The sequence below is a fragment of the Campylobacter sp. genome (assembly GCF_017646085.1).
Classification (GTDB): domain Bacteria; phylum Campylobacterota; class Campylobacteria; order Campylobacterales; family Campylobacteraceae; genus Campylobacter.
Window position 1 is genome coordinate 1 of sequence record NZ_JAGCNF010000040.1, and the last position, 6,919, is coordinate 6,919.

Consider the following 6,919-nt stretch of genomic DNA (forward strand, 5'->3'; position numbering starts at 1 on the left):
ATTATCTATAAATTCTAACTTTGTAAATAAATTCTTAGCATTATTACCATTTGAAATTAATGTTAAATGAGAATTTGGATATAGACATTTTAAAACATAATATGCTGGCAAACACACCATTTCATCGCCAATTTTACCAATATTTCCAAATACTCCAATACTTAAACCCATATAAAATTATCCTTGATTTTATTCTTTGATTTTAGCAAAATTTATCTAAATTTTGATTGATAAATAGCTATTTTAAGCAATTTAAGGTGATGGTTTAGATAAAATATACAAAAATAAAGAGTGTAAAATGTTTTATGAATTTGCAATTATTGGCACTACTGCAAGCGGAAAAAGCGACTTAGCTATTAAGGTTGCAAGAGAGCTTGATGGAGTGATTTTGAGTCTTGATTCATTATGCCTATATAAAGAAATTAATATCGCTAGCGCTAAGCCAAGTAGCGATGAATTAGCCCTTGTTAAGCATTTTGGAATTGATATAGCTAGTCCTGATGATGAGTTTTGCGTAGGGGATTTTATCGCTGAATATAAGCGGGCTTTAGCATACGCAAAAAATCTAAATATCCCATTAATAATTACTGGTGGAAGTGGGTTTTATCTAAAAGCTATGCTAAGTGGCCTAGCGCCTAAAACAAAGCCAATCAAAATAGATATCAGCGATGATGAAATTTGGAATTTAGCAGTAAAAATTGATAGCGAATTTTGCTCTAAATTTAGCAAAAATGATAAATTTCGCCTACACAAATGGTATCAAATTTACGCCCAAACTAGCGCCATTCCATCGCAATGGCTACGAGATAACACAAGTCAACCAGTGATTAAAAACTTACCAATTTTTGAATTAGTTTGGGATAAAATAGAACTAATAGAACGCATAAAAATCCGCACCAAAAATATGCTACAAAATGGCCTAATAGATGAGGCTGAGTATCTATTTAAACGCTATAATAACTCTTTAAAACCGCTTAATTCCATTGGTTTAAAAGAGTGTAAAGAGTATTTAAATGGCAAGATTAATCTAAATGAACTAGAAAATCTAATAATTATTCACACTACTCAGCTAGCCAAACGTCAAAGAACATTTAATAAAGGCTTTGATAGTATAAAACTTGATGGAAAAAATCTAGATTTAAGTGTGATTTTAACTCAAATCAAATCGCTAAATTCCATCAACTAATAACTTTTGCTCAGCACAAAGCCCACGCCACTGGCTATCACCTGCAATATCTAAACACTCATTTATATATTTAGCTGCCTCTTTTAGATTATTTTGCGAGATTTCAATTTGAGCTATTTTATGCAAGGCCCTAGCACGGTTATGCGGTTTTAAATTTAGCACAAAAAGCTCTTCAAGCTCATTTTTTGCCTCTTGAAGTTTTGATTTTGCAACTAAACTATCTATATATATAAAATTTGCTTCTGGGCTAAATGTATTGATATTTAGCTTTTTTTGTAAATTTAACACTTTTATAGCATAATCTACTGCGATTTGATTTCCTTGTTGATTAGCATAATGCATAGCAGTATCATAAGCTTCAATGAGCATCAAATCAATACCTCTTTTCCCATCTAAGGTTTTAAGCGCAGATGTAGCCTCATCAAATCTATTAAGCTTTAAAAGCGAATAAAATCTATATATAATCGCCTCACTTGGATCACTATATGGCACCTTGCTAGCTAGCTCAACAGCCTTAAAACTAGTATCGATAGCATTAGTATAACGAGTAATTTTATAATTTATTTTAGTAAAATTATTTAACCAAACAACACGATTATTTAAATTTGGCTCATTAAGATGTTGTTCGGCTAAATTATATGCTTGAGTATAGCGCCTCATTCTATCATAGCAGTTAAATAATTTTAATTTATCAGAAATTTTATCTTCTAATCCATATTCATCTATTAAAGCTATAAGATCTATACAATCTGAGTTTTGATTGCGGTTATTGGCTAAATTTAACGCTGCAGCATTCATTATATCAGCAACCTTGCTCTCATTTAAATCAGCTATAAGACTACGCAATTTTAAGATATCGCCATATTTTTTCTCTTTAAAGCTTAAATCAACTTCAGCCTTAAGAGCCATTTTAGCTAGCTCTTGTCCAGGATAACGCTCTAGTAAATCAGCATAGTGAGCGTGTTTTTCTTCGCTGCTTGTATTTGGCAAATCAAAAAATAACGCATCTATAGCCTTATCTATTTCACTAGTAAATTCATTATCAGGATACTCTTTTTTATATCTTTTTAAATATTCATGAGCGCTCACAGGATCGCTTCCACGAACTAATGTAGTGCCTAAGCGACGAAGGCTAATTTCATAATGTCCATCATGTAAAGTTGAATCTTCAAATATCACTCTATAAAGCTTAGAGGCTGTATCAAATAGACCATTAGCACGTAATTCATCAGCAACCTCTATACTATAATCTTTATTATCTAAAATATATTTTGAATTTGCCGTAACAACTCTATCGATATAATGCGCTGCTTCAGTAAATCTTTGCTGCGAAAGATAAATTTTAACTAGCTTTAGCGAGGCCTCGCTAGCAATATCTGGATCATTTGAGCTATATAAAACATCTTCATAAAATCTCATTCCATCGCCTAACTTGCCTTGAGTTACTAAATAATCAGCATAACCCATAATTGCTCGCTTGGTCCATTGATCTTCGCTATGTTCAGTCATTAACATATCTAATATATACTCTGCATCTTCACGCAAATCGCTACTTAAATGCGCCATCATATTGATGTATAAAACTTCAGGATAATTTCTATCAGAACCATTAAATCTCATCCATAATTTGGCTGAATCTATAATAGTTTGATTAATTTTTTGAGTAGATTGGTACTCTGCTTCTTGGATTACTAGCTTATCCATAGCACGAATTTGATATAGCAAAAACTCTCCTAAGAATATACTATCTGGGTGCATATTCATCGCTTTTTGACTTTCGTGAATAACCTCTCTGTAACCTTTACGCTCATAGCTCTTTTTAATCGAGAGATATATACCCATATCGCCATTTTCGTTATATGTAATTGGTTCTTTATTTAAATCTAAAGCACCTACGCTTGGATGTATTAAATTTGGATATTTTATAGGAAAATTTATCCCATCAATATAGCTAGTATCTAATTCATCAAGGTGTTTATTTATATTAATAGTAAAATGTTTTGAATGGCTACTTTTATCAGCTTTAGCGTTATGCGAATTAAATAGTTTATTATTTGCATTAAAGATTCTAGAGACCATTTTGGGCTGAATAACCACTGTAAATCCATCGCTTACAGGATGGAAGCTAATTCTAGCAAATGGTAGATCTTGATTTTTTAAATTCTTTTCAAATTTAGCAAAAACCTTACAACTATATACTTTATTCTCTTCATTATTGCGTTCTTCGCAAATTATCTCCTTATCATCTTGAAGATGGATTATATAGTATGAATCACCATGATGCTTACCAGCATTGATACTTAACGTAAAAGCATGCAAACCAACACAAAAAAATAGGAAAAAAATTACATATCTCATACGTTTATTATATCACAAGTAAATTGAGCTTAAGCTTGAACGAGGGTTAATTTTTAGCTCTTTTGATTGAGTAAATTTATTTTTTTTAAATTTTGCCAATCCAGCTCTTGCTATCATAGCAGCATTATCACTACAAAATTCCATTGGTGCTACTAGCAAATTGATATCAAATTTATCACACAACTTAAAAAGCATGCTGCGTAGATACATATTTGCGCTTGCTCCGCCTACTACACCTAGATTTTTAAATTTATATTCTATACAAATCCTATTAAGCTTATCTATAATATGTTCACACGCAGCCCTTTCAAATCCAGCTGCGATATCGGCAAAATCAATATCTTGACTCTTATTTGCTACACTCTTTTCTATTTCTAATCTAACTTGATTTTTAAGCCCTGAAAAGCTATATTCTAACCTTTTATCACCCTTTAATGGAATAGTAAATTTATATCTATGGCTATTTGATTGTTTAGCTAAATTCTCAATTGCCACCCCGCCAGGATAACCTAGCCCCATCATTTTAGCAACCTTATCAAAGCTCTCGCCAAAGCTATCATCCCCGGTAGAGGCTAGTGTGGTAATATCTCCATTTTCATCAACATATAAAATCATAGTATGACCACCACTAACTAATAAAACACCAAGAGGCAGCTGCTCAGATTCTTCTAAAAATAGCGAAAAGATATGTCCTACTAGGTGATTTACCTCAATTAATGGTAAATTTAATCCAATAGCGAGTGCTTTTGCTACACTTACTCCACCAACAAGACTTACACTAAGGCCAGGTTGATTTGTTACTGCAATTGCTTTAATATCCTTAAAATATGGCTGAATCTCTTTAATCAAATTTGGTAATGCTGCAGTATGAAGTCTTGCAGCTAGCTCAGGCACAACGCCGCCATATTTGCTATGTTCTAATTCTTGGCTAATTTTTTTATGATATTTTAGCTCTAAATCTAAACCCAAAAGTGCTACTGAACTATCATCACAACTACTCTCAATCCCTAAAATCACTTTACAAACTCCACTAAAATCATACCAATAAATTTATCTTTTGAGTCTGTCTCTTCATAAAATTCAACCCTATAAATTGACTCATCTTTATCCATAGAAAAGCGTGATTTTATCATATCTTTACTAATTTTTATACCGCTTTCATCTACTGGCGTTGTGCCATAGCCTATTATATTGGTTCTCACCCCATCTCTTTTGATTATCTCAAAGCTATTTTTAGCACTGATTTTTTGTCCTAAAATTACAAATTCAGGCTCTGCTTCATCTATGCGAATTTCAATCTCATTAATCAAATTTGAATACTCAAAAAACTGCGGCGTAAATCTTGTTACAATCTTATTGCCATAATGGATATTATATCCATCTTTATTTTTAGTAAGAGCAACCAAAGCATTATCACAATCAAACTCTAGCTCGCCATCATTTGAAAGCGGAATATAACCTAAGCGAGATTTTGGCGAATAAAACATAAACTTTCCGCACACTAAAACAGATAGATCCTCATCAAGCGCCTTTTTAACGCCTTGCGGTGTTAGCTCAAATTTACGCTTAAATTCGATCCCAGCTAGCTTTAAATATTCTTCTACTGCAATTAAGTGATAATAAACTCTCTCATGCACCGGCAAGGTTTTACTCGCTTCATTGGCATATGCTGCTTTGCCATTTTTTATCGCAAAATATGAAAGGCTCTTTAACATCTCTTTATCGCCTTTGGCTGTGTGCGTGTTGCGTAAATGGTATTTATGCTTTGGATCTAAAAGGTGCTTATTTAACTCTTTTACTACCTTATTTGCAGTAGCTTCTAAATCACCATATATAGCATTTGGCAGAGTTGCTTGGTCAATAATAGCAATATTTCCCCAGCGATTTGGATTCATCATTTTATTTATATATTTTGGACGATAAAAACCGCTTCCATCATGTAAATTTACAAGCATCGTAACATTTGGTTGCAAAACTAATGCTTTGATTTTTTCTACAACATCTTTTTCTGGGTCTTTCTCTGAGAGTGTATCAAATTTACGATTCATATCGCCATTTACACCACGAGATTTTTTAATAATACTTGGCATATTTAAATTTGGCGCTACATATAGCGATCCAGATGTAATCTCATAGCCACGAGCTAGCAAATTCGCAGACATAAAACCACCTGGCTCATCTCCTTGAATCCCTCCAGTAACTAGCACAGTATTATTATCATCGTTGCCAAGTTTAATCACAGAAAATTCGCCATAAGCGTGGCTAATAAATATAAAAATCGCTACAAATGCAATAATCTTACGCAATACTTTTCCTTTTTAAGTTTTAATGTATTTTAATAATTTTTTGTTAAGAATCGGTAAAATTTAGGCTATATATCTACTTTTTATATACTCTCTTACTTTTTGATTAATATCAATTACTGATTCAAGGCTATCAATTTTATCACTTCCAAATTTATCCAACGCATCAAAAATCGCATCACTAATAGCGCTAAATTGAACTCTTTTACCTAAAAATCCAGCCACAATCTCATCATTTGCAGCATTAATTATGGCGCCAATTTGTGGATTTTGCAATAGTTCATCTTTTAGACTAAAGGCTTTATAGCGCTCTAAATCAATTGGTTCTAGGCTTATATTTTGCAACTTAGTTATATCTAAATTTTCAATTACTCTTTTACCGCCAAGCCCTATAGCATGGGCAATAGCTAGTTTCATATCTGGATTTGAAATGTGAGCAGTTGTTGAACCATCACTAAATTCGATCAACGCATGAATTAAAGATCTACGTTCTATATAGGCTTCTATATTTTGACATCTATATAGCCAAAATGCCTCAATAATCTCAAATAACTTATTTACCATCGTAGCACTATCTATGGTAATTTTAGCACCCATACTCCAATTAGGATGTTTGAGCGCATCCTCTACACTTGCTTTGGCTAAAGAGCTAATATCACGCCCATAAAAGGCCCCACCACTAGCAGTGATAATCAACCTGTTAATTTGCACTTGTTCCTTAAGCAAAAATTTAAGCCCAAAATGCTCACTATCAATTGGCGTAATCTTTGAACAATCCAAAAGCTGTCCACCAGCTACTAGGCTCTCCTTATTAGCTAATGCTAAATCAAATCCTAATCTAAGCGCAATAACACTAGGCAAAAGACCATCAAACCCTACAAATGCATTAATTAGCCTATCTCCATGGCTACTTTCATCACATGCTATTAAAAAGTTTTCTATACCATCTTTTTTACTAAAGACAAATTTATGATCTACTTGTGCTTTTAGGCTATCATCATCTATATATACAAGCTTTGGGGCAAACTCAGCAATTTGTGAGTTTAACACTTTAACGCTACTTTTACATGCA

At 32.8% G+C, this 6,919-nt stretch carries 5 protein-coding genes; 1 reads left to right on the plus strand and 4 read right to left on the minus strand.

The window, feature by feature from the left end; all coding sequences use genetic code 11:
• Positions 1–298: 298 nt before the first annotated feature.
• Positions 299–1,186, plus strand: a complete 888-nt coding sequence (miaA, locus tag J6V67_RS01975) for a tRNA (adenosine(37)-N6)-dimethylallyltransferase MiaA (RefSeq protein WP_291857777.1) — start codon at positions 299–301, stop codon at positions 1,184–1,186.
• Here the strand turns inward: miaA and J6V67_RS01980 are convergent.
• From J6V67_RS01980 to J6V67_RS01995, 4 genes are all read right to left on the minus strand, one after another.
• Entirely contained in the window at positions 1,169–3,544 is a 2,376-nt protein-coding gene (locus J6V67_RS01980) for a hypothetical protein (RefSeq protein ID WP_291857779.1), read from the minus strand. The genes miaA and J6V67_RS01980 overlap by 18 nt on opposite strands.
• A gap of 12 nt (positions 3,545–3,556) precedes the next feature.
• Entirely contained in the window at positions 3,557–4,561 is a 1,005-nt protein-coding gene (tsaD, locus tag J6V67_RS01985; protein WP_291857781.1) for a tRNA (adenosine(37)-N6)-threonylcarbamoyltransferase complex transferase subunit TsaD, read from the minus strand.
• Positions 4,558–5,850: a M99 family carboxypeptidase catalytic domain-containing protein gene (locus tag J6V67_RS01990; protein ID WP_291857783.1), complete on the minus strand. Its 1,293-nt coding sequence runs from the start codon at positions 5,848–5,850 to the stop codon at positions 4,558–4,560. The genes tsaD and J6V67_RS01990 overlap by 4 nt, the downstream gene beginning before the upstream one ends.
• Before the next feature lie 60 nt (positions 5,851–5,910).
• Positions 5,911–6,919, minus strand: a 1,009-nt coding sequence (locus tag J6V67_RS01995; RefSeq protein ID WP_291857785.1) for a 1-deoxy-D-xylulose-5-phosphate reductoisomerase, incomplete at its 5' end; no start/stop codon positions are given.